The sequence below is a fragment of the Phytohabitans kaempferiae genome, assembly GCF_042433955.1.
In the GTDB taxonomy this organism is placed as follows: domain Bacteria; phylum Actinomycetota; class Actinomycetes; order Mycobacteriales; family Micromonosporaceae; genus Phytohabitans; species Phytohabitans kaempferiae.
In genome coordinates, this window is record NZ_JBHLUH010000003.1 from 110,448 (window position 1) to 136,480 (window position 26,033).

At 70.4% G+C, this 26,033-nt stretch carries 20 protein-coding genes; 15 read left to right on the top strand and 5 right to left on the bottom strand.

Annotation, left to right across the window (positions count from 1 at the left end):
* Nucleotides 1-25: 25 nt before the first annotated feature.
* The 3 genes from ACFFIA_RS00965 to ACFFIA_RS00975 are packed head-to-tail and all read right to left on the bottom strand — an operon-like array spanning nt 26 to nt 3,473.
* Entirely contained in the window at nt 26-2,089 is a 2,064-nt protein-coding gene (locus ACFFIA_RS00965; RefSeq protein WP_377243772.1) for a CotH kinase family protein, read from the bottom strand.
* On the bottom strand, nt 2,065-2,880 hold the full coding sequence (locus ACFFIA_RS00970) for a polyphosphate polymerase domain-containing protein (RefSeq protein WP_377243775.1): 816 nt from the start codon (nt 2,878-2,880) through the stop codon (nt 2,065-2,067). The genes ACFFIA_RS00965 and ACFFIA_RS00970 overlap by 25 nt, the downstream gene beginning before the upstream one ends.
* On the bottom strand, nt 2,877-3,473 hold the full coding sequence (locus ACFFIA_RS00975) for a DUF4956 domain-containing protein (protein WP_377243778.1): 597 nt from the start codon (nt 3,471-3,473) through the stop codon (nt 2,877-2,879). Before ACFFIA_RS00975 ends, ACFFIA_RS00970 begins: the two co-directional genes overlap by 4 nt.
* A 475-nt stretch (nt 3,474-3,948) precedes the next feature.
* Here ACFFIA_RS00975 and ACFFIA_RS00980 point away from each other — a divergent pair, with 475 nt between their 5' ends.
* A complete protein-coding gene (locus ACFFIA_RS00980; RefSeq protein ID WP_377243781.1) occupies nt 3,949-4,326 on the top strand; it encodes a hypothetical protein in 378 nt (125 codons plus the stop codon).
* 35 nt (nt 4,327-4,361) lie between these two features.
* On the opposite strand, the gene ACFFIA_RS00985 is transcribed toward ACFFIA_RS00980, so the two are convergent.
* Together ACFFIA_RS00985 and ACFFIA_RS00990 are read right to left on the bottom strand one after the other, a co-directional pair.
* Entirely contained in the window at nt 4,362-5,159 is a 798-nt protein-coding gene (locus ACFFIA_RS00985; RefSeq protein WP_377243784.1) for an SDR family NAD(P)-dependent oxidoreductase, read from the bottom strand.
* An 8-nt stretch (nt 5,160-5,167) separates the two neighbouring features.
* Nucleotides 5,168-6,358 (bottom strand): MFS transporter, encoded by a 1,191-nt coding sequence (locus tag ACFFIA_RS00990; protein WP_377243787.1) that lies wholly within the window; start codon nt 6,356-6,358, stop codon nt 5,168-5,170.
* Nucleotides 6,359-6,700: 342 nt separating this feature from the next.
* Here ACFFIA_RS00990 and ACFFIA_RS00995 point away from each other — a divergent pair, with 342 nt between their 5' ends.
* The 14 genes from ACFFIA_RS00995 to ACFFIA_RS01060 form a co-directional block, all read left to right on the top strand.
* The gene (locus tag ACFFIA_RS00995) at nt 6,701-8,017 is read left to right on the top strand and encodes an ABC transporter substrate-binding protein (protein ID WP_377243790.1); all 1,317 of its coding nucleotides are present in this window, start codon (nt 6,701-6,703) and stop codon (nt 8,015-8,017) included.
* On the top strand, nt 8,014-8,955 hold the full coding sequence (locus ACFFIA_RS01000; RefSeq protein WP_377243793.1) for a carbohydrate ABC transporter permease: 942 nt from the start codon (nt 8,014-8,016) through the stop codon (nt 8,953-8,955). Before ACFFIA_RS00995 ends, ACFFIA_RS01000 begins: the two co-directional genes overlap by 4 nt.
* A 9-nt stretch (nt 8,956-8,964) precedes the next feature.
* Nucleotides 8,965-9,795, top strand: coding sequence for a carbohydrate ABC transporter permease (locus tag ACFFIA_RS01005; protein ID WP_377243796.1), 831 nt, complete (start codon nt 8,965-8,967; stop codon nt 9,793-9,795).
* The gene (locus tag ACFFIA_RS01010; RefSeq protein WP_377243799.1) at nt 9,792-11,084 is read left to right on the top strand and encodes a Gfo/Idh/MocA family protein; all 1,293 of its coding nucleotides are present in this window, start codon (nt 9,792-9,794) and stop codon (nt 11,082-11,084) included. The genes ACFFIA_RS01005 and ACFFIA_RS01010 overlap by 4 nt, the downstream gene beginning before the upstream one ends.
* Nucleotides 11,081-12,634: a glycoside hydrolase family 43 protein gene (locus ACFFIA_RS01015; protein ID WP_377243801.1), complete on the top strand. Its 1,554-nt coding sequence runs from the start codon at nt 11,081-11,083 to the stop codon at nt 12,632-12,634. Before ACFFIA_RS01010 ends, ACFFIA_RS01015 begins: the two co-directional genes overlap by 4 nt.
* Nucleotides 12,631-13,512 carry a DUF6807 domain-containing protein gene (locus tag ACFFIA_RS01020; protein WP_377243804.1) on the top strand — a complete coding sequence of 294 codons (882 nt, stop codon included), beginning with the start codon at nt 12,631-12,633 and terminating at the stop codon, nt 13,510-13,512. The genes ACFFIA_RS01015 and ACFFIA_RS01020 overlap by 4 nt, the downstream gene beginning before the upstream one ends.
* A complete protein-coding gene (locus ACFFIA_RS01025; RefSeq protein WP_377243807.1) occupies nt 13,509-14,513 on the top strand; it encodes a DUF6807 domain-containing protein in 1,005 nt (334 codons plus the stop codon). The genes ACFFIA_RS01020 and ACFFIA_RS01025 overlap by 4 nt, the downstream gene beginning before the upstream one ends.
* Complete coding sequence (locus tag ACFFIA_RS01030) at nt 14,510-15,745, top strand: ROK family protein (RefSeq protein ID WP_377243810.1); 1,236 nt, start codon at nt 14,510-14,512, stop codon at nt 15,743-15,745. The genes ACFFIA_RS01025 and ACFFIA_RS01030 overlap by 4 nt, the downstream gene beginning before the upstream one ends.
* 432 nt (nt 15,746-16,177) lie before the next feature.
* Nucleotides 16,178-17,650 (top strand): RICIN domain-containing protein, encoded by a 1,473-nt coding sequence (locus ACFFIA_RS01035; RefSeq protein WP_377243813.1) that lies wholly within the window; start codon nt 16,178-16,180, stop codon nt 17,648-17,650.
* Nucleotides 17,651-17,735: 85 nt separating this feature from the next.
* Nucleotides 17,736-18,338: a TetR/AcrR family transcriptional regulator gene (locus ACFFIA_RS01040; protein WP_377243816.1), complete on the top strand. Its 603-nt coding sequence runs from the start codon at nt 17,736-17,738 to the stop codon at nt 18,336-18,338.
* Between the two features lie 81 nt (nt 18,339-18,419).
* Nucleotides 18,420-20,609: an MMPL family transporter gene (locus ACFFIA_RS01045; protein ID WP_377243819.1), complete on the top strand. Its 2,190-nt coding sequence runs from the start codon at nt 18,420-18,422 to the stop codon at nt 20,607-20,609.
* Between the two features lie 158 nt (nt 20,610-20,767).
* Entirely contained in the window at nt 20,768-22,228 is a 1,461-nt protein-coding gene (gene ahcY / locus ACFFIA_RS01050) for an adenosylhomocysteinase (RefSeq protein ID WP_377243822.1), read from the top strand.
* 134 nt (nt 22,229-22,362) lie between these two features.
* On the top strand, nt 22,363-22,599 hold the full coding sequence (locus tag ACFFIA_RS01055; protein ID WP_377243825.1) for a hypothetical protein: 237 nt from the start codon (nt 22,363-22,365) through the stop codon (nt 22,597-22,599).
* A 266-nt stretch (nt 22,600-22,865) separates the two neighbouring features.
* On the top strand, nt 22,866-26,033 hold a 3,168-nt coding region (locus ACFFIA_RS01060; protein ID WP_377243828.1), incomplete at its 3' end, for a ThuA domain-containing protein.

Sequence of the window (26,033 nt, forward strand, 5' to 3'; positions counted from 1 at the left end):
CTCTCGGCGCCGCGCCGCGCTGTCGTCAGGTGGCGGTGCAGGTGAGCGACGGTACGGGGTTGGTGCTGTTCCACGAGCCGAGGAAGCCGAACGCCGTACTGGCGCCGGCGCCGAGCGACCCGTTGTAGGAGACGTTCCGGGCTGTCACGCTCGTGCCGCTGGCGGTGACCGTGGCGTTCCACGACTGGCTGACGCTCTGCCCGTTGCCGAACGTCCAGGTGACCGTCCAGCCGCTGATCGGCGCCGAGCCGGCGGTGACCCGCACGTCGGCCTGGAAGCCACCGGTCCACTGGCTCGTCACCGAGTACGTGGCCGTGCAGGACCGGCCGGCCGGTGGCGGGGTGGACGGCGGCGGCGTCGTGGGCGGCGGTGCGGTGGTCGGCGGCGGGGACGTGGGCGGGGTCGTACCGCCGCCCCAGCCGCTCGTGCTGTCCAGCCAGGACACGCGCTGGGCGAGCCAGTCCCGCATCACCTGCACCTGCCCCTGCCACGTGGGCGCGGTCGGCGTGTTGAAGAAGCCGATCGTGGGCGAGGTGAGGTTGGGCCAGCGCTGGAAGTTTCGTTGCGCGGCGTTGGTGAGCGGCGTGGCGAGCCCGTCGATCCGGGCGTTGAGCGAGGCGTTGGAGAGCAGCCCTTGTCGCAGCTCACGCCACCGGTTGCGGACCTGGTTGACGAAGGCCGGGTCGCGGAGCAGGGTCTGGAACCAGTCGTTCGCCATCGGCTGCCGGGTCTGCTGGTGCTGCCAGCCCGAGGTCTGCGTGTTGTTGAAGAAGCCGCCGACGCCGAAGCTCAGGTCGTAGTCCCACAGCGGCCCCGCCACGATCTTGCCTTCGCGGTCCTTGTGGAAGTAGGCGCTGCGCACGTACGCGTCCATCTCGCGGCTCAGCTCGTAGATGATGAGCTGGTTGATGAACGAGGGCACGTCGATCCAGGCCGGATAGCCGGTGTTCGGATCGGCGTAGCCGGGACTGTCCAGCAGGTTGTGAAACTGTTGCAGGTGCTGGGTGAGCCACGCCTCCTGCTGTGCGTTCAGCGGCGAGGGGTCCTCGACCTCCAGGTAGTTCCAGCAGCTCGACGCGGCGCCGGTGCACTCCAGGATCGGCTCCTCGGCGGCCATCCACTCAAACTTGAAGATGTAGCCGCCCTGAATCCTCGGCAGCGTCGTGTCCTCCTCGTCGAGCTGCTTGAGATCGAGGCGGTCCTTGGAGTTCTTGATCGTCTCGACGATCATGTAGACGCCCATGTAGTCGTTGGCCGCGAGCGGGCTGGCGTCGGTGTTGAGGTAGAACTCCACGAAGGCGAACCGGGGCGCGTGGATGCCCATGTCCCGGCCGAGCCCGTAGACGAAGGCGTCGCGGATCAGCGCCTTGTCGGTGAAGGGCCCGCGCATGACCCAGTCGGAGTCGGCGGGCATGCCGAGCACCGGCCAGTCCAGGTCGTCGTTCTCGTTGTCCCAGAATTCCAGCCGGTACGGCGTCTTCTCGAACGTGGACGAGGACTGGCCGCGCAGCCGCACGCCGGCACGGGTCGCCACGGCCGGCGTGGCGGAGAGCGAGGTGGCGGCGCCCGCGGACGCGCCGAAGACCATGGTGGCCGCGTCCACGTACTCCCGGCCGGGGCGGCCCGCGCCGTACGCGTCGACGACGACCAGTGGCAGGTCGTGGTTGGCGTTGATCGAGCGGGCGATGTAGAGCGCGGTGCCCGGCTCGCCCGAGGCCGCGCCCGACACGAACGCCTGGGCCCGCAGCTGGGTCGTCGCGGTCAGCCGCAGCGGCGCGCTGTAGAGCGGGGAGGAGGCGGTCGGCGGCTGGCCGTTGGTCGTGTACCTGATCTGCGCGCCGCTCACGGCGGTGCTCAGCCCGACCGAGACCTGGCCCTGGAAGGTGCCGCTCGGCACCGAGAAGGTGATGTCACCGGTGAGGTCGGCCTGCGCCTCCGCCTGCGCCGCCGCGTCGGCCGCCGACACGGCTGGTGCGGCTGGTGGCGCGTCGGGCGCGGCTCGGCTCGTGCCGGCGCGGGCGGGCAGCGTGATGCCGGCGACGAGGATCGCCATGGCGACGACGGCTACCGAACGGACGGCTGTACGCACGGAAGCTCCTTCCAGGGCCAGAGGTGGTCGGCTCCCGGCGAGGGCAGCGACCGGTGGGTGGGGGTGAAGTGGCGGCGCAGCAGCCGCCGCCACGGTGGAGCCGGGAGTTCGGTGCGGAGGGCGGCGAGCGCGGTGGCGTACTTCGAGATCCGGGTCGGCCGGATGCCGAGCCGCCACAGTCGGCGGTCCACCGTGGACGCGACCGAGGTCGTCTTGGTCTCCACGACGGCCAGGTCCGGCAGGTGCAGGGCGTGGTGCTCGTCGTACCAGGCGAGGTCGGTGTCGATCGTGACCCGGCTGGCGGTGGCGGGGAGGAAGAGCGTGCTGCGCCGGTACCTGCTCACCAGCGTGGGCAGGAAGGCGGTGGCGTGGTGGCCGTCGAGCACCTGCTCGACGAAGCACCGCCCCGGAGCCAGCGTGGCCCGGTCCGCGTGCTCGTACGGCGCGCGGTGCTTGACAGTGCTGCCCCGCGCGCCGGGGAGCTTGACCTCGAGCCAGCACTGCGCCGAGTCGACGTACGTGCGGGTGCGCACCTTGAACCGCCGGCGCCGCCGGTACGCGGTGAGCCGGTAGCTGGTCAGCTCGGGCGTGTCGAAGTACAGCGTCTCGTAGGTGAAGCGGCGAATGCCGTCGATCTCCAGTACCTCGGTGGTCCGGTCGAGCTCGGCGAGCAGGTGGTCCACGGCGGGGCGCGGGACCACGTACTTGCGGTCGATGCGGGTCTGGAGGGCGGCGCGCTCCAGCAGGTCGTCCAGCCCGATGGGATTGAGCGTGGACAGGGCGGCGCTCACCGGTGTCCCGCAAGCTGTGCCGGGGCGCTCGCGGTGGCGCCGTGCACGCCTGGCAGGTATCGGACACTGACCACGGTGGTGTCCTCGACCAGGTCGACCCGTTGCACGGTGGTGGAGTGCACGCGCCCGCCGAGCAGTTGCTCCAGGTGTGCCACCAGCGCGATCTGGTCGGTGAACGCGGAGTCCAGCACGACGATCTGGTTGCGGTAGCCACGGAAGAGGCGCGGATGGTCGCCCGCGTAGATCACGATCAGGATCAGCGCCATGAGTACGGCGTTGCGCCACAGCGGCTGCGTGTCGAGCGCGCCGAGCAGCCCGAGCGCCAGCGCGGAGAAGTAGTACGCCACCTCGTGCTGGTCCAGCTCGGTCGAGCGGAGCCGGATGATCGAGAGCACGCCGAAGAGCGCCATGCCGAGCCCCAGGCCGGCGCCGACGGTGCTCACGCTCAGCGCGCTGGCGACGGCCAGGACGCCGACGTTGACACCGAGGTACGCGACCACGAGGTCGCGCCGGCGGTGTCGCGGGAAGTAGAGCCCGAACACGAGCAGGCTCACCGCGACGATGTCGGCTGCGAACAGGATGAGCTGGGCCATGGCCTGGTGTCCTCCTGGATGTCTGTCTGACGTCCGGCGGCCACGCGACACCCGGGTGCCCAGTCGGTTTGGTGGCAACACTGCCGTAACCGTCCGGCCATCTGAGGGCCATGGAACGTTCGATATGGTTATCGGAACTCTTCCGGAAGGTTAACGGGAGGTGGAGATAGATGTCAATCTATGTGTGCCTTCTGCGTCCAACCTGACTTAACCGTCCAGAGTGGATGCTTGGTGCCTGGTTATGCCCCGGCGACCCTGTGGCGGCCGGGCGGTACCGTGTGCGCACCAGCCCGCCTCGCGGATCGGGAGCACAAATGTCCGAGCTGCCGCCGTATCCACGCCAGGCCATGCCAGGCCCGGAGGGAGACCCGTCCCAGCCGCAGTACCCGGGGCCGTGGGTACCACCGGGGACATGGGGACCGCCGCCTGGGATGTATCCGCCTGATCCGCTGATCAGTCCCGACTACGGCGGCTGGTGGCAGCGGTCTTCCTGGTGCTCGCTCCGGTGGTGGCGCTGGAGCGCGGGGGCGCCATCAGCCGGTGCTTCAAGCTCTTCCACGGCGACCTGGGCGCTTCCCTCGCGCGGACCGCCACGATCTTCGGCATCGTCATCGGCGGGTCGATCGTGGCGGGGATGATCGGGCTCGTCGGCACTCTGTCCGCTCCGGTAGAGACCGCTTCGAGCGGGACGATCATCACATGGTCGCTGGTGGAGGCGGCGGTGAGCGTGGTGATCGGCGGCGCGCTGCGGATTCTCACCGACCCGCTGACCGTGGGGGCCTACGCGGACATGCGCGCCCGGGTCGAGCCCTTCTCGTCGGCCATCCTGGCCCACGAGGCCGGCGTCCGATAGGACATGGTGGGGGCACGGTCAGGTGGCTGGGCCGGCTACACCGCGAGGATGTCCAATGTGGCCGCGTGTAGACGGTCCTGGGTCGCCGGTTCGGCGGCCTCGGGGTTGGGCGGCTCGGGGCGCCGCTCGTCGTAGTAGGTGCCGTTGTCACCGTGGCGCCCGGCGACGTACACGATGTTGTCCGCCGCGTGCTCGGGCCGGTCGCCGCCGACCGAGAACATCGCGTGCAGCAGCCCGGTCGCGATCACACCGGGGTGCACGCTGACGACCTCGACGGACGGGCTCGGCCGGTGCGCGGCCAGCCAGCACGAGTATGTGACCAGCGCGAGCTTGGAGTGCGCGTACGCGGCGGCCGGCGAGTAGCGACCGCGGGCGAGCGTGAGGTCGTCGAGGTGCAGGCTCGCCGAGAGGTGAGTGGCGGACGCGACGTTGACGATCCGCCCGGCTTCGACGCGATCGAGGAGCCCGGTGGTGAGCACCACCGGGGCGAGGTAGTTGGTCTGGAAGGTGATCTCGTTGCCGGTGCCGGTGAGCGTATGGGTCGGCGGCCCCGGGCGGGCGGCGTTGTTGACCAGCAGGTCGACCCGCTCCGTCACCCCGCGGATGTCGTGGACCAACCGCTCGGCCTCGTCGAGGTCGCCGAAGTCGGCCGCGAAGTAGAAGAGCTCGGCGCCGGCGGGCATCCCGGCCCGCACCGCGCGCAGCAGGTCGGCGACCTCGTCAGCGGGCTCCAGCCCGTGCAGGATCAGCGGGCTCGCGCGGTGGGCGAGGGCGAGCGCCGTGGCCCGGCCGATGCCGGTTGTCGCGCCCGTGAGGACGATCGAGCTGGGCACGCCCCAGTTTAGCGGGCGCGGGTCCGGCGGAGAGTGGGCGAGGCGAGGCCGGCGGCGCCGGTGACCGCGGTGATCGCGGCGCAGGTGGCGAGCACCGGCGGCGTACCGACCGCGTCGACCGCCGCGCCCAGGAGGTTGTTGGTCACGAGCAGCGGCAGGCTCTGCGCCAGGAGCACCACGGACTGGACACGGGCCAGGTGGGTCTCCGGCGTGTGCTGGAGCAGCAGCGGTGCCAGGTGCGTGGCGAAGAGGCCGTTGCCGGCTCCGGCGGCGAGCGCGGCCGCGGCGGCGTACGCCGGTGGCTCGAACACCGCCAGGCCGAGCACGCCGGCCGCCGCGACGACCAGGCCGAGGGCGGCCGCCACGCCCGGCCGGGGCGCCGCGCCACGGGCGAGCACGGTCGCGGCGACGCATGCTGTGGCGAGCGCGACCGTGCCGGCGACGGCCCCGGTCCATCCGCCCGACCACGCGCGCTCGCGGCCGAGCAGTGGCAACAGCAGCCCGATGACCGGCAGCAGGAAGCCCGCCGCGACGACCACCATGAGCAGCGCGGCCCGCAGCAGCCGGTCGTGGGCCGCCAGCCGCAGGCCGTCGAGCGTGTGGCGCCAGACTCCGCCGGGGCCGGGCTTCGGCGGCGCCGCCTCGCCGCGCGGTCGCAGCAGGACCAGGATCAGGAGCATGACCGCGAACGTGAACGCGTCCGCGAGCGCGGCGGCCGCCAGCCCCAGCCCGGCCACGACCAGCCCGCCCAGCGGTGGCCCGGCGATGGCGGTGGTCTGGCCGGCGAGCTGCCGGGCGGACATCGCCCGCGCCAGACCCTCGCCCGGCACCAGCCGTCGTGGCATCGACCCGGACGACGGCAGGTAGAACGCGTCTACGGTGCCGATCACCAGCGCGATGCCGAGCAGCAGCCAGACCGGCTCGCCAACCAGCCACACCAGGACGGCGAGGAGGACCGTGGCGGCGATCATCGCGGCATCGCCGGCCAGCATCGTCCGCCACGCGCCGAAACGGTCGCCGACGGCCCCGCCGATCAGCACCAGCAGGGCGCGCGGCAGGTTGATCATCGTGAGCACCAGGCCGGCCAGCACACCGCCCTGCCCGGCCGCGGTCCAGGTCATCCCGAACCCCAGCACCTGCGTGCCGAGCAGGGAGAGCGTGACGCCAGCCAGCCAGAGCCAGTAACGAGCCGGGATCATGCGGCGGAACCCTAGCCACCACCTCCGACAGTCCCGTCGACGAACGCGACCCGGCGGACCCCTTCCGCGCGGTCGTCACCGCGGGCCCTGCGCCCTGAGCACGAGCTGACCGGTCGCGGGCGAAGATCGAGCAACTTTTGTTTCTCGGGTTGACGTAACCCGAAATTCGATCGTAACGTTCATCGAGCGGTTTAACTCTTCGCCCATCTCCCTACCGGGGCGTCTGCCCGACCCGGTTGCCCAGGGGTCGCCTCGACGGCCCCCGGTTCGTCGTGAATACCCCCTGCTCGCGCATGCGCTGCGGCGCCCGGTTGGCCACACTCCTGAAGGGACATTCGGCCCATGAAAATAGAAGCTGCCCTGAACCGTCGAAACCTGCTGAAGGCGGCCGGGCTCACCGGCCTCGGCATGGGGCTCGCCGCCTGCGGCCGGGGCTTCGGCGGCGGTGACGACGAGCCCGAGGGCGGTGCCGTACAGCTCAACATGGTCTGGTGGGGCGACGCCAAGCGCGCCGAGAAGACGCAGGCCGCCCTGGACATCTTCCAGCAGAAGAACGCCGGCGTGACCGTCAAGATCGAGTATCAGGACAGCGGGCCGTACAAGGACAAGCTGGCCACGCGGTTCGCGGCCGGCGACCCGCCGGATGTGATGGCGATGCGCATGGACAGCCTCCGCGAGTACGCCGACCGCGGCGCCCTGCTCGACCTCGGCCAGCATGCCGGCGCGGTCGACCTGTCGGGGCTGAGCGACAACGCGAAGGCGCTGGCCGCGGTGAGCGACAAGACGTACGGCGTGCCGGCCGGCCTCAACGCGGTCGGTTTCGTGGTCAACAAGACGCTCACCGAGAAGTTCGGCGTGGCGATCCCGGACGGCAACACCTGGAGCTGGGACGACCTGGCCACCTTCGCCCGCGACGTGACCAAGGCCAGCGGAGGCAAGGTCTACGGCACCAACTTCGAGGCGTTCACACTGGCCAACTTCATCGTCTTCACCCGGCAGCGCGGCGAGGACTTCTACACGGAGGACGGCGCGCTCGGGGTGAGCGAGGCGACCGTGGCCGCCTGGTTCGGGATGATCGAGGCGATGCGGGCGGAAGGTGGCTTCCCGCCGGCCGGCTTCATCGAGAAGCTGGGCGCCTCGGCCGACCAGTCCTACCTGGCCAAGGGCTCGATCGCATCGCAGATCATCCCGACCAACAACTTCCTCGCGTACAACGCGGCGGCGGGCGGCAACCTCGCGCTGCTCCGCATCCCGGGCGAGACGCAGGGGGCGCGGCGGGGTCAGTCCGTCGACTGCCCGCACCTGTGGTCGGTGGCCGCCCAGTCCAAGCACAAGGAGGAGGCGCTCAAGCTGCTCGACTTCCTGGTCAATGACGTCGAGGCGTCGAAGGCCACCGGCACGACCCGGGGCGTACCGCCCAGCACGGCCGTCGCCGAGCAGATCAAGTCGACGCTGAGCCCGGACGACCAGGTGGCCACCGAGTACCTCGGCGCGCTCCAGAAGGAGCAGTTGCCGCGCTCCTTCACGTATCCGCCCGGATCGAGCAAGATCGCCTCCAGCCTCGAGTCGCTCGCCGCCGAGGTGGAGTTCAAGCGACAGACCCCGCAGCAGGCCGCGAAGACCTTCATCGACGCAGGGCGGAAAGCCCTGGGCAAGTGACCACCACTACGAGGGTCGTACTCCCCGCGCCCCCAGCCGCGCGGCCCGCACCGACGCCGGGGCGGGCCAAGCGGCGCAAGGACCGGGCCGGCTATCTCTTCCTGCTGCCCTGGTTCATCGGGATGCTCTTCACGGTCATCCCGTTTGTAGCCTCGCTGTATCTCGCCTTCACCGACTACAACCTGCTCAATGCTCCACAGTGGATCGGTCTGGAGAACTTCCAGGAGATGTACCGGGATCCGCTGCTGCGCCAGTCGTTGAAGGTGACGTTCATCTACACCTTCGTCTCGGTGCCGCTGTCGCTGGTGGTGGCGCTCGGTGTGGCGATGCTGCTCAACCAGGGCGTGCGCGGGCTCCCCGTCTATCGGGCGATCTTCTACCTCCCCTCGCTGCTCGGCGGGAGCGTCGCGGTGGTGCTGCTGTGGCGCTACATCTTCGGGCTCGACGGCGTCGTCAACGCGTTCCTCGGCTGGTTTGGCATCGACGGTCCAGGATGGACGTCCGATCCGGACTACGCGCTCACCACGCTGATCGTGCTGCACATCTGGACCTTCGGCTCGCCGATGGTGATTTTCCTGGCCGGGCTGCGGCAGATCCCCACGATGTACTACGAGGCGGCGTCCGTGGACGGCGCGTCGAAATGGCGCCAGTTTCGCTCGGTCACGCTGCCGCTGCTCAGCCCGATCATCTTCTTCAACCTGATCCAGTCGCTGATCTCGTCGTTTCAGACCTTCACGCAGGGATTCATCATGAGCGGCGGCACCGGCGGGCCGGCGGACTCCACGATGTTCTACAACCTCTACCTGTACCAGCAGGGGTTCTCGCAGTTCAACATGGGCTACGCCGCCGCCATGGCCTGGATGCTGCTGGTCATCATCGCCGTGTTCACCGCGCTCAACTTCCTGGCCGCCAAGTACTGGGTCTTCTACGACAACTGAGGTCTCACCATGCCGATGCTCCGATCCAGGTTTGCCCGGCACGTGCTGCTGTGCGTCGTCGGCGCGGTCATGATGTATCCGTTGCTGTGGATGCTCTCCAGCTCGCTCAAGCCCAGCCGGCTCATCTTCACCGACCTGTCGCTGTGGCCGGCCGAGTGGGACCTGAGCAACTACCCCGACGGCTGGGTCGCGCTGGAGCACCCCTTCACGGTCTACCTGGTCAACTCGTTTGTGATCGTGGTGCTGAGCATCATCGGCAACCTGATCTCCTGCTCGCTGGCGGCGTACGGCTTCGCCCGCCTCAACTTCACCGGCCGCAAGCTCTTCTTCGCGCTGATGCTCGGCACGATGATGCTCCCCGGCCACGTGCTGCTGGTGCCGCAGTACATCGTCTTCGCCAAGCTCGACTGGATCAACACGTACTACCCGCTGCTGGTGCCGAACTTCCTCGCCACCAACGCTTTCTACATCTTCCTGATGGTGCAGTTCATGCGGTCGCTGCCGCGCGAGCTCGACGACGCGGCGCGGATCGACGGCTGCGGGCCGTTTCGCACCTTCTGGAGCGTCATCATGCCGCTGTGCCTGCCGGCGTTCGCCACCACGGCGATCTTCACGTTCATCTCGGTGTGGAACGAGTTCTTCGGCCCGCTCATCTACCTGACCGACTCCGAGCTGTACACGGTGCCGCTGGCGCTGCGACAGTTCATCGACTCGGAGGGGCAGTCGCAGTGGGGGCAGATGTTCGCCATGTCGTTCCTGTCGCTGGCACCGGTCATCGGATTCTTCATCGCCGGCCAGAAGTACCTGGTCAAGGGCATAGCCACCACGGGGTTGAAATGAGACGTTACGCGCTGGTGGGCACCGGCTCCCGCTCCCAGATGTACCTCGGCGCGCTGCTCGGCTCGCACGCGGAGGCCGGGCTGCCGGTGGCGTTCTGCGACACCAACGAGGTGCGGATGGCCTTTCACGACCGCCTCGTGCGGGAGGCGCGCCCCGACCTGGCGCTGCCGCACTACGCGCCGGCCGACTTCGACACGCTGCTGGCGAAGGAGCGGCCCGACGTGGTGATCGTGACCTCGCCGGACGCGACCCACGCCGGATACGCCGGAGCGGCGCTGCGGCACGGCGCGGACGCGGTCGTGGAAAAGCCCATGACGACCGACGCCGCCGGGCTCAACGAGATCCACGAGGCGCTGTCCGCCAGCGAGCGCCGGCTGACCGTCACCTTCAACTACCGGTACTCGCCGCGCAACTCGCTCGTCCGCCAGCTCCTCACCGAAGGGGCGATCGGGGAGGTGACCTCGGTCGCGTTCGAGTGGTGCCTGGACACGCTGCACGGCGCCGACTACTTCCGCCGGTGGCACCGGGAGAAGGCGGTCTCGGGCGGGCTGCTCGTGCACAAGGCGAGCCACCACTTCGACCTGGTCAACTGGTGGCTCGCCGACCTGCCGGAGGTGGTGTTCGCCCGGGGCGGCCTGCGCTTCTACGGCGCTGACAACGCCCGCCGGCGAGGGCTCGGGGCGCGCCCGGAGCGGAGCCGGGACGCCACCGGTGACCCGTTCGGGCTGGACATCGCCGCCGACGACAAGCTCCGTGAGCTGTACCGCGACGGGGAGCACCTGGACGGCTACATCCGCGACCGTGACGTCTTCTCCGGGGGGATCACCATCGAAGACAACCTCAACGTCGTGGTGGGCTACCGCCGCGGCGCGTCGATGTCGTACACGCTGCACGCACACAGCCCGTGGGAGGGATACCGCGTCGCGATCAACGGCACCGGGGGGCGGATCGAGCTGGACGTCGTCGAGCGCGGGCACGTCACGCCCGGCGCGGCCGTCGACCCGAGCGCCACCGAAGACCCCCATCGGGAACGGGGCTCGCGGCTGCTGCTCCAGCGCCACTGGAAACGGGCCGAGCAGGTGCCGATCCCGGAGGGCCGGGGAGGGCACGGCGGGGGCGACGCGATGCTGCTCGACGACGTGTTCCACGGCCCGGGCGACGACCCGCTGGGCCGGGCGGCCGGCTACCTCGACGGCGCGGCCAGCGTGCTGGTCGGCGTGGCCGGCAACGAGTCACTTCGCACCGGCCAGGCGGTACGGCTGGACGACCTCGGTGTGCCACTGCGATGACCACTGTGGAGGCAGCGCCGCTGCCGCCGTGGGTCGCGGACAACGCGGACGGCACATACCGCAATCCGGTGCTGCACGCGGACTGGTCCGACCCCGACGTGATCCGGGTCAGCGACGACTTCTACCTCGTCGCGTCCAGCTTCCACCGCGTACCGGGGCTGCCGATCCTGCACAGCCGTGACCTGGTCAACTGGTCGATCATCGGCCACGCGCTGAACCGGCTGGAGCCGGAGGAGGCGTTCCGCGCGCCGCGGCACGGATGCGGGGTCTGGGCGCCGGCCATCCGGCACCACGATGGGCGGTACTGGATCTTCTATCCCGACCCCGACCGAGGCGTCTTCGTCGTCACCGCGACCGACCCGGCCGGCCCGTGGAGTCGATCGCACCTGCTCAAGCCGGGGCGAGGGCTGATCGACCCCTGTCCACTGTGGGATGACGACGGCTCCGCGTACCTGGTGCACGCCTGGGCGAAGAGCCGGGCCGGCTTCAACAACAAGCTCACCTGCCACCGGATGAGCCAGGACGGCACCGCGTTGCTGGACGCCGGCCGGTACGTCGTCGACGGCGACGCGCTGCCCGGCTACCGCACGCTGGAGGGGCCCAAGTTCTACCGGCGCGACGGCTGGTACTGGATCTTCGCGCCGGCCGGCGGCGTTGCCCACGGCTGGCAGTCGGTGTTCCGGTCCCGGCACGTCTTCGGGCCGTACGAGGACCGCGTCGTGCTGGCCCAGGGCGATACCCCGGTCAACGGGCCGCACCAGGGCGCGTGGGTGACCACCGCGCGCGGGCAGGACTGGTTTCTGCACTTCCAGGACAAGGGCGCGTACGGCCGGGTCGTGCACCTGCAACCGATGCGGTGGGTCGACGGCTGGCCCGAGCTGGGGGAGCCGGCCGGCCAGCCCGTCCTCTCGTACGCCAAGCCGGACGTCGCCGCCGGCCCCCTCGCCGCGCCCGCCACCGGTGACGACTTCGCCGGCCCGGGGCTCGGACCGCAGTGGGCGTGGGCAGGCAACCCCCAGCCCGGATGGTGGTGCCTCGATCCGGGACGCGGGCTGCGGCTGCCGTGCGTGCTCAGCGACGCGGCCGGTGACCTGCGCCAGCTCCCCAACCTGCTGGGCCAGCGGCTGCCCGCCGAGCGGTTTCGGGCCACTACCACGCTGCGGCTCACCGCCGCCCTGGCCGGCGCACGGGCCGGCCTCGCGGTGGTGGGTCACAGCTACGCCTGGATCGGGCTGGAACGCACGGCGGACGGCACCGCGCTGGTGCACCGTGCCGCGAGGGCCGGTGAGTCCGAGGTGGACGCCGCGGTGGCACAGCCGCTCGCGGGCGAGTCGGTCGGCGTGGGCGTCGAGGTCGGCCCGGGCGGGGAGTGCCGCTTCCTCGCCGCGGTCGGTCCGGAGCCGCTCCGCCCGGTGGGTCCGCCGTTCACCGCGACCGCCAGGCACTGGGTCGGCGCGACGCTCGGCCTCTTCGCGACCGCGCCCCCGGCAGCCGGACCAGGCGGCGCCGCCGAGGTGGGGCCGCTGCACGTCACGGGCGCCGACACATGACCTCGACCGAGACGATCAGCCTGCGCCTGGGCGACCGTCCGGTCGCCGAGTACGCCTGGCAGCCGGCCCTGCCGGAGAGCATGTCGCCCCGACCGTTCCTCCATCCGGTACGCACGCTCGGCGGCACCGAGGTCACCGAGTCGATGCCCGCCGACCACCTGCACCACCTCGGCGTGAGCGTCGCGGTCGCCGACGTGGGCGGGGCGAACTTCTGGGGCGGGCGCACGTTCGTACCGGGGCGCGGACCGGTGCACCTGCCCAACCACGGCACGCAGCGCCACCACCGGTGGGCCGCGCGGGACGCCAGCGCCGTTCACCACGAGCTGCGGTGGATCGGTCCGGCCGGCACCGATCTGGTACGCGAGCGGCGCCGCATCGCCGCCCTGCCGATAAGCGACCGGGCCTGGGCGCTCGACTTCGGCTTCGAGCTGACCAACGTGACCGGGGAGCCGCTCGCCTTCGCCAGTCCGGCGACGAACGGCCGCCCCGGTGCCGGATACGGCGGCTTCTTCTGGCGGGCGCGGCGCGGCGACCGGCGAGTGCAGGTACTCGGGCCGGACCGCACCGGCGAGCGGCGCCTGCACGGCCGGCGGACACCGTGGCTGGCGCTGACCGGCGGGGCCACCGAGCCGTGGACACTGATCTTCGTATCCACCGGGCCCGCGCACCGTGCCGATCTCTGGTTCGTACGCAGCCGCGACTACGCCGGCGTGGGCTCCTCGCTCGCCTGGGACCAGCCGCTCGTCGTCGGCTCGGGCACCGCGCTGCGTCGCCGTATCATCACGGTGGTGGCGGACGGCCGGCTACGCTCCCGAGAGGTCGCCGACATCGCCGGTCGGGTCGCGACGGCACCGCCCGACGACGAGTGGCCGCTGTGACCGCCAGCCGCCGGGCCGTCCCCGGCATCGCCGCCGTCCGGGCCGGCCACGCGCCGCCGCGATCGGAGACCGGTGCGGGCCTGGCGACGAGAGACGGCGAGGTGACGATGGCGGGTCCTGGCGTACGGCCACCGGCGCTGTCCGACCGGCCACACACGGCCACGCTGCGGGTCGACGGTCGCGAGGTCGCGCGGTACGTGTGGCAGCCCGACCTGCCGCTGGCCATGTCCCCGCGCCCCTACCTGCATCCCGTACGCACGCTCGGCGGGAGCACGGTCACCGATGCGGGGCCCGACTCGCACCGGCACCAGTTCGGCATCAGCATCGCCGCGCCCGACGTGGGCGGGCGCAACTTCTGGGGCGGGCGCACCTTCGTGGCCGGGCACGGCCCCGCCTGGCTCGACAACCACGGCATCCAGCACCACCAGCGGTGGCTGCGGCACACCACCGACGAGCTGGCACACCAGCTGCGGTGGGCCGACGCGCACGGCGCCGCGCTGCTGCACGAGCTTCGCACGATCGCCTGCCGTCCGCTCGGCGAGACCGCCTGGGCGCTGACCACGCACACGCGGCTGACCAACGCCACCGGCGGGCCGCTGACCATCCGCAGCCCCGCCGCGCAGGGGCGGCCCGGCGCCGGATACGGCGGCTTCTTCTGGCGGGGCGCCGCCGTCGACAGCGCGCACATCCTCAGCCCGGCGGGAGCGGACGTGCGGTCCGTACACGGTGGCACGGCCGACTGGCTCGCGGTCACCGGCGTCACCGGCGGTGGCATGTGGACGGTGCTCTTCACGCCCGGCGACGAGACCACCGCGCGCGACCGGTGGTTCGTCCGCGCCCGTGACTACCTGGGGGTGGGCTCCTCGCTCACCTGGGACGAGCCGCTGGTCCTCGGGCCGGACGAGGCGATCGAGCGGCGGTTGGTGATCGCCGTGGTGGACGGCCCGCTGGCCCCGGCCGCGGCCGCCGCGCTCGCCGACTCCGCCCGGCAGGCGCCATGACCACTCCGATTCGGCCGAGCAGCCCTCGCCAGCGCGCAGAGCCGGTCCGGCAGGAGAGCCTGCGCACCATCAACCTCGAACTTGTCTTCCGGCACATCGTCGCCGCGGCCCATCCCATCTCCCGCACCGAGCTGGCGGCGGCCACCAGCCTGACCCGTCCCACCATCACGCGCATCGTCGAAGACCTCCTCGCCGGGCAGCTCATCACCGAGACCGGCATCGCCCACGACGGTCGCGCCGGCCGGCCGCGCGTCGGGCTCACACTCTCCGACCGGGGGCCGGCCGGGCTGGGCCTCGACATCCGGGGGGACGGGCTGGCGGCGTGCGTCGTCGACCTGACCGGCAACGTGCGCCACCTCGCCTTCGCGCCCTCGCCGTACGCCGGCCGCACCGCGGACGCCATCCTCGCCGACGTCGCCCGCATGGCGGACGCGGCGATCGACGCCATCGCGGCGGAAAACCTCACGGTGGTGACCGCCACGCTCGCCGTACCCGGACCGGTGGACGCCGGCGTGGTGCGGTCGGCACCGGCCCTCGGCTGGCGCGACGTCGACGCCGGCGCCCTGCTGCGCAACGCGATCCAGCACCTGGAGCTGCCGGTACGCGTGGAGAACGAGGCCAACCTCGCCGCGCTCGGCGAGCTGTACGCGAGCGAGAACACGCTCAGCGGCTTCGTCTACGTCTCCGGCGGCCTCGGGATCGGGGCCGGCATCGTCCTCGATGGACAGTTGCTGCGCGGGATGCGGGGCTGGAGCGGCGAGCTGGGACACGTCACGGTGTACCCCGACGGCAAGGTCTGCCCGTGTGGCGCCCGTGGCTGCCTCCACACGTACGCGAGCCTGGAGGCGATCCTCGGCGACGAGCCGGTGCCCACCGGAGTCACGCCCGACGCCGCCATCCTGACCCGCTCCGACGCCGGTGACCCGGCCACTCTCGACGCGCTCGACACGGCCGGCGTGGCGCTCGGCATCGCCCTCTCCGACGTACTCAACATCCTCGACATCGACACGGTGCTGCTGGGCGGCAGCTTCGCCCTCCTCGCGTCCTGGCTGACCGCCAACGCCCGCGCCGAAATCAACCGGCGCGTCCTCACGACCGACTGGGCACCCATCACGCTCCGGCCGGCCATCCTCGGCCCCGACGCCGCGGTCATCGGTGCCGCGTTGACGTCGATCGACCAGATCCGTCAGCACCCCGCGACGTGGCTGGTGCACCAGCCGACGACTCACTAGCCTCCGCGCCTCGGCGGCGGTCGCGGCCTCGGTCAGCCGCCGCCTGCCCCGCTGTGGCCGGAAGAGCGATAGAAACCCCAGCCCACGGGGTTTGTTTCATCGATTGACATAACGGTGTGGCGTGACATAGCCTCAGGTACGCATCGACTGGGATCGGTGGCTGGGCAACCGCCGTCTCCAGTTTCGTCGCCTGTCCGGGCTCGGGCGCATCTGGCGGATCTCTGCCGGGGCTGTGGCGAGCCCCAGACGGCGACCGGCCCACCGGACAACGGCCACGTGCGACAGGCCGGACCGCTCCTGGGCCTCGCCCCGCACCGGCAGGAGCCACCAGACGCGCCCAGCGGCGGCTACTCCATACAGCCATCTCCCGACGGCCGGCGCGACGGTTCCTTCGCACGCGGACGGCCTTTCCTGTGCGAAGAAAGGATGCGCATGTCCAAACGTCTGACCCTGGGCATCGCCGTGGCTCTGGTGGTGCCGGCCGCCATCGTCGCGGTGTCGGTGTTGCCGGCGAGTGCGGCGATTCCGGCCAATGGTGGTGTTTACACGCTGGCGGTCGCGGCGTCTGGCAAGTGTTTGGAGGTTGCGGGCGGTTCGACGGCTAATGGTGGTCTGCTTCAGCAGGCGGCTTGTTCTGCTGGTGTGACGCGGCAGCAGTGGCGTGTGGTGTCGTCGTCGGCTGGTGGTTTCAATCTCGTGAATGTGAATAGTACGCGTTGTGCGGATGTGCCTTCTGGGACTGGTTCGGGGGCGCAGCTTCAGCAGTGGGGCTGTGGTGATGGTACGAAGGTGAATCAGCGGTGGTCGTTTGCGGCGTCGAGTGCGGCTTCTGGGAAGTTCACCATCGCGAGTGCGTCGAGCGGGATGTGTGTGAGTGACAAGGATGGCTCGACGGCGGGCAATAATCCGATCATTCAGGAAGCGTGTTCGGACATCGCTCGGATGCAGTGGTTGTTCAACCAGGTCGGCGGTAACCCCAACCCCAACCCGACCACGCCGCCACCGGGCGGGACGCCGTACTCGAACGTGCCGGACGGCTTTGCCCAGGGCGTCACGGGCGGCGCCGGCGGGCAGACCGTGACGGTCACCAACCAGTCGCAGCTCAACCAGTACGTGACGGCGAGCGCGCCGTACGTGATTCGGGTCGCCAACACGATCAACATCAGCCCGAAGGGCACCGAACTGCGGGTCGCCTCCAACAAGACGATCATCGGGGTCGGCACCAGCGGGCACATCGTGGGCGGCGGCTTCTTCCTGGGCGCCGGGGTCAGCAACGTGATCATCCGAAACCTGACCATCCGTGACACGCTGATGCCGGACGACGACCCGGATGACGACGCGTACGACTACGACGCGATCCAGATGGACACCGCCAACCGGATCTGGATCGACCACAACCGGCTCTCCCGGATGAACGACGGTCTCATCGACAGCCGCAAGGACACGACGAACCTGACCGTGTCGTGGAACCACCTGGTCGACAACAACAAGACCTTCGGCATCGGCTGGACCGAAAACGTGACCGCGCGGATGACGATCCACCACAACTGGTTCCAGAACACGCGTACGCGCAACCCGAGCGCCGACAACATCGCGTACGCGCACTTCTACAACAACTACCTCCAGAACTGCGCCTCGTACGGCAACTACGTGCGCGGGCTGACCAAGGCGGTCATCGAGAACAGCTACTTCGAGAACGTCCGTAACCCGTACTACGTCGAGGCCGGCGAGCTGGTCAACCGGGGCAACATCCGGGTCAACAGCCCGTGGGACTCCGGCAAGGTGACGTCGAAGGGTTCGGCGTTCAACCCGAGCAGCTTCTACTCGTACACGCTGCACAACGCGGCCGACGTGCCCGCGCTGCTGCGCCAGTACGCCGGACCGCAGGCGAACATCGGCATCTGACCCACCGCCGGCGTGAGCCGTTCCTCAATCTTGCCGGGCGTCAGCAATTTTGCTGGCGCCCGGCAACTTTGCTACCGTCGGCGAGGTGAGCGACACCGGACTGCGCGAGCGTAAGAAGGCGGCGACGCGGGCGGCCCTGGCCGACGCGGCGATCCGCCTGGCGCAGGAGCGCGGCGTGGAGCACGTGACCGCCGAGGCGATCGCCGAGGCGGCCGGGGTGTCGCCGCGCACGTTCCACAACTACTTCGCCAACAAGGAAGAGGCCATCCTCGCCGCGATGTGGGACCTCGTCCGCGAGGTCGTGGCCGCGATCCGGGCCCGGCCGGCCGCCGAGTCGGCGATGGAGGCGATGCGGCAGGTCGCCGACGAGCTGATCGCCACCAGCGTCGACAGTATCGACCAGCTCGCCACGTGCATGGGGTTGATGGACAACAGCCCGGCCCTCTCCACGCACAGGGACGCGTTGAAGGAGGAGGTCGGGCACAGCCTCGTCGAGGCGCTGGCCGAGCGCTCAGGCACCGACCCCGACCGCGACCTGTACCCGCGCCTGCTCACCGCCAGCCTGCACGCGGCGCTGATCGCGGCGATCGAGGTGTCCCGCACCGACAAAACCGGCCGTAGCCTCGCCGACCTGCTGACCGAGGCATTCGACCAGCTCGCCGCAGGGCTGCGCGAGCCGCTCCGCTAACTCCAGATCGCACGCGGCCCCAGCCGGCGAATCGATGGCGGGGCAGATCACGCACGCCCTCATCACAGGGAGACATGTCCCATGGCAACCTATCTGTACCGGTTAGCGCGGTTCTCGTACCGTCGCCGGCGGCTCGTCCTGGTGCTGTGGCTGGCGCTGCTGGCCGCGTTCGGCACGGGCGCGCTGACCCTGTCGGGGCCGACCTCCACGTCGTTCACCGTGCCCGGGACCGAGTCGCAGAAGGCCATCGACCTGCTGGGCGAGCGGTTTCCGCAGGCTGGCGCGGGCGGTGCGACGGCGCGCGTGGTCTTCGCCGCCCCGTCCGGCCAGTCGCTGACCGACCCGGCCAGCCAGGCCGCGATCGCGGAGACGGTCGCCGCACTCCAGACGGCGCCCCAGGTGGGCGGGGTCACCGACCCGTACCAGACCGGCGGCGTCAACCCGACCGGCACGGTCGCGTACAGCCAGGTGACGTACACGGTGCAGGGCATGGACATCACCGACGCCTCGCGGGACGCGCTGCGCGCCGCCGCCGAGCCGGCCCGCGCAGCCGGGCTGACCGTGGAGATGGGCGGTGACGCGCTCCAGCCGCCGGTGGAGACCTCGGCGACCGAGGTGCTGGGCATCGTCGTCGCCGCGCTCGTCCTGGTGATCACTTTCGGGTCGCTGGTCGCGGCCGGGCTGCCGCTGCTGACCGCCATCATCGGGATCGGCATCGGCATCGCGGGCATCATGATCGTCAGCGGCTTCGTCGAGATGGCGTCGACCACCTCGATCCTCGCGCTGATGCTGGGCCTGGCGGTCGCCATCGACTACGCGCTGTTCATCGTCTCCCGGTACCGCCATGAGCTGGCCGTGGGCCGCGAGGGCGAGGAGGCCGCGGGACGCGCGGTGGGCACGGCCGGCTCCGCCGTGGTGTTCGCCGGGCTGACCGTGGTGATCGCGCTGGCCGCGCTCGCGGTGGTGAACATCCCGCTGCTCACCGAGATGGGGCTCGCCGCGGCGTCCACTGTGGTCGTCGCCGTACTCATCGCGCTCACGCTGCTCCCCGCTCTCCTCGGCTTCGCCGGTCGGCGGATCATGGGCCGGCGCGGCCGCGATCCGGAGACCGCCGGCAACGGCAAGCCCACCGCCGGTACCCGATGGGCCCGCTTCGTCACCCGGCGGCCGGCGGCGGTGCTGGCGGTCGCGGTGCTCGCCCTGGGCGTGATCGCGGTGCCCGCACTGAGCCTGCGCCTCGGCCTGCCGGACGACGGCACCGCCGCGCCGGACACGACTCAGCGCAAGGCGTACGACCTGCTCAGCCAGGGCTTCGGCCCCGGCTTCAACGGCCCGCTGACCGTGGTGGTCGACGGGGCCGGCAGCACCGACCCGCAGGGCGTGGCCGAGGGCGCCGCCGCCACGATCCAGGCGCTGCCGGACGTGGTCGCGGTCGTCCCGCCGGTGTTCAACCAGACCGGCGAGACCGCGCTGCTGACCGTGATCCCGGCCAGCGCGCCGAGCAGCGCCGCCACCGAGGATCTGGTCGGGGCGATCCGGGACGCCGATGAGGCCGTGCCGGGCGACCTGTACGTGACCGGCCAGACCGCCATGAACATCGACGTCTCCTCGCGGATGGGCGCCGCGCTCGTGCCGTACCTCGCGGTGGTGGTCGGGCTGGCCTTCGTACTGCTCGCGCTCGTGTTCCGGTCGATCGTGGTGCCGCTCAAGGCGACGCTCGGCTTCCTGCTCTCGGTGGTCGCCACGTTCGGCGCGGTGGTGGCGGTCTTCCAGTGGGGCTGGCTGTCCGGGCTCTTCGGGGTCGAGGAGACCGCCCCGATCATGTCGCTGCTGCCGGTGCTGCTGGTCGGCATCGTGTTCGGCCTCGCGATGGATTACCAGGTCTTCCTGGTGACTCGCATGCGGGAGGAGTACGTGCACGGCGCCAAGCCGACCGAGGCGGTGGTCACCGGCTTCGGCCACGGGGCGCGGGTCGTGACGGCGGCGGCGATCATCATGATCAGCGTCTTCGCCGGCTTCATCCTTTCCCACGAGTCGCTGATCAAGTCGATCGGCTTCGCGCTCGCGGTAGCGATCCTCTTCGACGCGTTCGTCGTACGGATGGCGATCGTGCCTGCGGTGATGACGCTGCTCGGCCGCTCCGCGTGGTGGTTGCCGCGCTGGCTCGACCGGATCCTGCCCAACGTCGACGTCGAAGGCGAGAAGCTCCGCCACGAACTGGCGGCCAGCGAGCCGGCGCCGGCGGCGGAAGGCGCGCCAGCGATGCGATAGGGGCATCGGCACTCCGGACCCGTCGCGCGGGCGGCGGGTCCGGGGTTATGGTGGACGGGCCGGTCGAGAGGCGCTGCAACGGGCGCGATGCCCGCCACGCTCGACCCGGTTTCCAGTTGTTGGAAGGGCGCCTCCGTCAGAGGAGGTGTCCTCTTCCCATGTCGTTGTCCATCCAAAAGCTCAACGGTGTCGAGTTCGCGGTGCGCGATCTGTCGCTGGCCGATTTCGGCCGGCACCAGATGCGCCTCGCCGAGCAGGAGATGCCCGGCCTGATGGCGATCCGGCGGGAGTTCGCCGACCAGCAGCCGCTGCGCGGCGCGCGGGTCGCCGGCTCGCTGCACATGACGATCCAGACGGCCGTGCTGATCGAGACGCTGGTCGCGCTCGGCGCCCAGGTGCGCTGGGTCTCCTGCAACATCTTCTCCACACAGGACGAGGCGGCGGCCGCGGTCGTCGTCGGTCCGGAGGGGACGCCCGAGCAGCCGTCCGGCACTCCGGTCTTCGCCTGGAAGGGCGAGACGCTGGAGGAGTACTGGTGGTGCACGATGCAGCTGTTCGACTTCGGCGACGGCCAGGGGCCAAACATGATCGTCGACGATGGCGGTGACGTCACGCTGCTCCTGCACAAGGGAGTCGAGTTCGAGAAGGCGGGCGCGGTGCCGCAGCCGGAGGTCGACGACCACGAGGAGTACCGGCTGATCCTCGACGTGCTGCGGTCCAGCCTGGCGGCCGACGGCCAGCGGTTCACCAGGATGGCGGCCGAGGTCCGGGGCGTCTCCGAGGAGACCACCAACGGCGTCGGGCGGCTCTACAAGCTGGCCCGCGAGGGGCGGCTGCTCTTCCCGGCGATCAACGTCAACGACTCGGTGACGAAGTCCAAGTTCGACAACAAGTACGGCATCCGCCACTCCATGGTGGACGGTCTCAACCGGGCCACCGACGTGATGCTCGGCGGCAAGCTCGCGGTGGTGTGCGGCTTCGGCGACGTCGGCAAGGGCGCCGTCGAGGCACTGCGCGGCCAGGGCGCGCGGGTCGTCGTCACCGAGATCGACCCGATCTGCGCGCTCCAGGCGGCGATGGAGGGCCTTCAGGTCGTCGAGCTGGACGACGTGGTGGAGCAGGCCGATGTCTTCATCACCACGACCGGCGGCACCGACATCATCATGGCCGACCAGATGGCCCGGATGAAGCACAACGCGATCGTCGCCAACGTCGGCCACTTCGACACCGAGATCGACATGGCCGGGCTCGCGCGCGTGCCAGGCATCGTGAAGACCGAGGTGAAGCCGCAGGTGCACGAGTGGCTCTTCCCGGACGGGCACGCGATCCTGGTGCTCTCCGAGGGCCGCCTGATGAACCTGGGCAACGCGACCGGTCACCCCAGCTTCGTGATGTCCAACTCGTTCACCAACCAGGTGATGGCCCAGATCGAGCTGTTCACCAAGCCCGGCGAGTACCAGGTCGAGGTCTACACGTTGCCGAAGCACCTGGACGAGAAGGTGGCCCGGCTGCACCTCGACGCGCTCGGTGTGCGGCTGACCAGGCTCACCAAGAAGCAGGCCGAATACCTCGGCGTCGATGTCGAGGGGCCGTACAAGGCCGACCACTACCGGTACTGACACCGGAGCCGCCCGGGTCCACATCGGACCCGGGCGGCTCTCACAATCGCTCCGGTGGCGTGGAGAGTCGTTCGTCGCACGCCGGAAGCCTCTTTCGCGCACCGGTGACACACCGCTCCGGTGCACCGGTCGGCGTGACGCACGCGACCGCGATCCGGATCGAAGACCACACGACGCGCGCGATGCCCTGGCGTCAGGCGCGCGCGGTGGCCGCCACCGGGGCGGTCGTACCGGCGGCGGCCGAGGCGGTCGTGCCGTACGAGCGCTGCCAGGTCGGCGGTGGCTCGGTGTCCGGCAGGCGCGAGGCCAAGGACCACATCCGGCGCGCGGGGGAGGATGCCCGCCCCGGCGACGAACTCCTCCTGCCCTAGGTCGCGCTCCCGCGAGGCGGGTCACCTCGAATTTTGTGTAATGGCGCCGTGCGATTTTCTGTAATGGCGCTGGCTGTCCGGCCGGCGAAGGTCGTCAATAGGTTGCTGCCGGCAACCTATTGACTGTTACATCTGTGTCGGTGCAGTATTTCGGCACGATGTCGCTGATGAAGTCCCGTGCATCAACGAGGTCAGTCTCAGTGTCATTGGCGTGATCGGCGCACGCCCTGTCTGGACCAGTGCGACAGGAAGCGAGAGCACCGATCATGTTCCGAAGATTGGCCTTCTGCCTTGCCCTCGTGATGGCGGCAGTGGGCTTCACCACCGTCCCGGCGCAGGCCGCAGCCGACTTCAACGTGCTGATCTTCAGCAAGACGGCGGGCTTCCGCCACGACTCGATCCCGGCCGGCATCGCCGCGATCCAGCAGCTCGGCGCCCAGCAGAACTTCACCGTCGAGACCACTGAGGACGCGGCCCAGTTCACCGCCGCCAACCTCGCCCGCTTTCAGGCGGTGATCTGGCTTTCCACCACGGCCGACGTGCTCAACGCCAGCCAGCAGACCGCGTTCGAGAACTACATCCGGGCCGGCGGCGGATACGTCGGCGTGCACGCGGCGGCCGACACGGAGTACGACTGGCCCTGGTACGGCGGCCTGGTCGGGGCGTACTTCGCCAGTCACCCCGCGATCCAGAACGCCACCGTACGGATCGAGGACACGACCCATCCGTCGACCGCCGGGCTGCCGACCGCGTGGCCGCGCAACGACGAGTGGTACAACTACCGGACCAATCCCCGCTCGCAGACCCACGTGCTCGCGACGCTCGACGAGAGCACGTACACCGGCGGCTCGATGGGCGGCGACCACCCCATCGCGTGGTGCCGGGGCTACGACGGCGGCCGCTCCTGGTACACCGGCATGGGCCACACCATCGAGAGCTTCAGCGAGGCCAACTTCCGTACGCACCTGCTCGGCGGCATCCGGTACGCGGCCCAGGGCACCGGCAACTGCGGTGGCACCGGCAACCCGCAGGCCGGCTACTCGCAGGTCACGCTCGCGAAGGGCGTAGCCGAGGTCGGCGAGCCGATGGGCCTCACCGTGCTGCCCAACCGGGGCGTGCTGCACACCTCGCGGGACGGCACGGTCCGCTACACCGACCCGGTCGGCAACACGAAGGTCGCGCTGAACATCCCGGTGTACACGCACGACGAGGAGGGCCTGCAAAGCATCAAGGCGGACCCCAACTTCGCCTCGAACCGGTGGGTCTACGTCTTCTACGCCCCGCCGCTCTCGACCCCGGCCGGGGACGCGCCGTCGACCGGCACGCCGGCCCAGTTCGCCCCGTTCAACGGCGTGAACCGGCTGGCCCGGTACACGGTCAACGCCGACTTCACGCTCAACGCGCAGTCGGCGGTCACGATCCTCGACGTACCGACCAGCCGTGGCATGTGCTGCCACGTCGGCGGTGACATCGACTTCGACGCGGCCGGCAACCTGTACCTCTCCACCGGCGACGACACCAACCCGTTCGACTCCAGCGGCTACACGCCGATCGACGAGCGGACCGACCGCAATCCGGCGTACGACGCGCAGCGCACCTCCGGCAACAGCAACGACCTGCGCGGCAAGGTGCTGCGGATCAGGCCGAGCGCCGGTGGCGGTTACACGATCCCAGCCGGCAACATGTTCGCGCCCGGCACGGCCAACACGCGACCCGAGATCTACGCGATGGGCTTCCGCAACCCGTTCCGGATGAGCGTCGACAAGGCGACCGGCGCGGTCTACCTGGGCGACTACGGGCCGGACGCCGGCACCAGCAGCTCGACGCGGGGACCGGCCGGCAACGTGTCGTTCGAGCGGATCACGCAACCCGGCTTCTACGGCTGGCCGTACTGCTCCAACTACAACACGCCGTACATCGACTTCACGTTCCCGTCCGGACCGTCGGGCGCCGCGTTCAACTGCACCGGCGGCCCGGTGAACAACTCGCCCAACAACACCGGCATCACTCAGCTCCCGGCGTCGCGGGCGGCGTGGCTGCCGTACGGGGGCGGGCAGGACCCGCCGGCGCTCTGCTGCGGCAGCCTGTCGCCGATGGGCGGCCCGGTCTACAACTACAGCGCCGCGCTCGCCTCGGACGTGAAGTTCCCCGCGTCGATGAACGGCAAGGTGTTCCTCGGCGAGTTCGGCCGGCGGTGGATCAAGACGGCCACCGTGACCGCGAGCGGTGGGGTCGGCACGATCGAAGCGTTCCCGGCGTACACCGGCACGCAGGTGATGGACCTGGAGTTCGGGCCGGACGGCGCGCTCTACGTGCTCGACTACGGCACGGGCTGGTTTGGCGGCGACGCCAACTCGGCCGTCTACCGGATCGAATACCACACCGGCGGCGGCCGCGCCCCGATCGCGATCGCCAACGCCAATCCGATCAGCGGAAACGCGCCGCTGACCGTGCAGTTCAGCTCGGCCGGGTCGAGCGACCCGGACGGCGATCCGATCAGCTACGCGTGGGACTTCACCACGAACGGCAGCACCGACTCGACCGCCGCCAACCCGTCGTTCACGTACACGAGCAACGGCGAGTTCACCGCGACGTTGACGGTGACCGACAACACGGGCCGCAGCTCCACGGCGAGCGTGGTGATCGGGGTCGGCCGGCCGACGGTCACGCTCAACCAGCCCTTGAACGGGCGGCTGTTCAACTTCGGTGACGCCATCCCGTATCAGGTCACGGTCAGCGACCCGAACGCGCCGACCGTCGACTGTAGTCGAGTAAAGATCAACTACATCCTCGGGCACGACAGCCACGGCCATCCGATGACCAGCGCCACCGGCTGCTCGGGCACGATCCAGACCACTGTGGATGGTGAGCACGACGCCAACGCCAACATCTTCGGCGTGATCGCCGCCGAGTACCTCCCGGTGGGCTCGACCACGCCGGTCTACGCGCCACAGGCGGTCCTCCAGCCGCGCGCCCGGCAGGCCGAGCACTACAGCGCCCAGCAGGGCACGACGGTGGTCGCCAAGCCCTCCGCGAACGGTGGCAGCGCGATCGGATACATCGAAAACGGCGACTGGATCTCGTTCAATCCGTACAACCTGACCGGGGCCACGTCGTTCACCGCGCGGGTCGCCTCGGCCGGCGTGGGCGGGACGATCACCCTGCGGACCGGCTCGGCTACCGGCCCGGTCGTCGGCACCGCGACGGTCGCCCCGACCGGCGGCTGGGAGACCTGGGCAAACGTCACCGGCACGGTCACGCCGCCGTCCGGTACGCACAACCTGTTCATGGTCTTCACCGGCGGCGCGGGGAGCCTGTTCGACATCGACTCGTTCAGTTTCGGCAGTAGCGGTCCGCCTCCGCAGGGCGGCAACCTCGCGCTGAACAAGCCGGCGACGGCGTCCAGTGTGGAGTCGGCGGACTTCCCGGCGTCG

Bases quoted from the DNA above. Each gene is read 5' to 3' on its own strand.
- ACFFIA_RS00975 (WP_377243778.1), bottom strand. From the start codon at position 3,473: ATGGCCCAGCTCATCCTGTTCGCAGCCGACATCGTCGCGGTGAGCCTG.
- ACFFIA_RS00990 (WP_377243787.1), bottom strand. From the start codon at position 6,358: ATGATCCCGGCTCGTTACTGGCTCTGGCTGGCTGGCGTCACGCTCTCC.
- ACFFIA_RS00995 (WP_377243790.1), top strand. From the start codon at position 6,701: ATGAAAATAGAAGCTGCCCTGAACCGTCGAAACCTGCTGAAGGCGGCC.
- ACFFIA_RS01005 (WP_377243796.1), top strand. From the start codon at position 8,965: ATGCCGATGCTCCGATCCAGGTTTGCCCGGCACGTGCTGCTGTGCGTC.
- ACFFIA_RS01010 (WP_377243799.1), top strand. From the start codon at position 9,792: ATGAGACGTTACGCGCTGGTGGGCACCGGCTCCCGCTCCCAGATGTAC.
- ACFFIA_RS01015 (WP_377243801.1), top strand. From the start codon at position 11,081: ATGACCACTGTGGAGGCAGCGCCGCTGCCGCCGTGGGTCGCGGACAAC.
- ACFFIA_RS01020 (WP_377243804.1), top strand. From the start codon at position 12,631: ATGACCTCGACCGAGACGATCAGCCTGCGCCTGGGCGACCGTCCGGTC.
- ACFFIA_RS01030 (WP_377243810.1), top strand. From the start codon at position 14,510: ATGACCACTCCGATTCGGCCGAGCAGCCCTCGCCAGCGCGCAGAGCCG.
- ACFFIA_RS01035 (WP_377243813.1), top strand. From the start codon at position 16,178: ATGTCCAAACGTCTGACCCTGGGCATCGCCGTGGCTCTGGTGGTGCCG.
- ACFFIA_RS01045 (WP_377243819.1), top strand. From the start codon at position 18,420: ATGGCAACCTATCTGTACCGGTTAGCGCGGTTCTCGTACCGTCGCCGG.
- ahcY (WP_377243822.1), top strand. From the start codon at position 20,768: ATGTCGTTGTCCATCCAAAAGCTCAACGGTGTCGAGTTCGCGGTGCGC.